We start from the raw sequence: 426 nt of genomic DNA, 5'->3' as shown, positions 1-426 counted from the left end.
GATAACGCACCTTTTGGGAAAATTGATTTTATTCTTAATGAGCTTGCAAATTATGGTTCAGTAATGATAAGAAAAATTTATGGGAATTGGAAAAGTGAACAATTAAAAGGTTGGGAAGCTGTCTTATTGGATTATGCTCTAGCACCTGTTCAACAGTTTGATTATACAAAGGGTAAGAATGCAACGGATATGGCGATGACCATAGATGTAATGGATTTATTATTTCAAGATAAAATAGACGTTTTTTGCATTGTTTCTTCCGATTGTGATTTCACACCGTTAGCAATGAGAATAAAAATGGAAGGGAAACAAGTCATTGGTTTTGGCGAACATAAAACACCTAAGTCGTTAGTTGCTGCATGTAGCAAATTTTTATTTTTAGATGCAAGTTTTGATAAAAGTAGTGGGACAAATGCTCAACCAGCT

General features: G+C 33.8%; 1 protein-coding gene. It reads left to right on the top strand.

What is annotated here, in order from left to right:
• Window positions 1-426: NYN domain-containing protein (locus Q3O12_RS04420; RefSeq protein WP_301669533.1), on the top strand; the 426-nt coding region annotated here is incomplete at both ends.

Origin of the sequence: Neisseria benedictiae (assembly GCF_958267435.1) — a bacterium.
In the GTDB taxonomy this organism is placed as follows: domain Bacteria; phylum Pseudomonadota; class Gammaproteobacteria; order Burkholderiales; family Neisseriaceae; genus Neisseria; species Neisseria bergeri.
The sequence above is the reverse complement of the archived record's forward strand: the minus strand, read 5'-3'. Positions and strand labels throughout refer to the sequence as shown.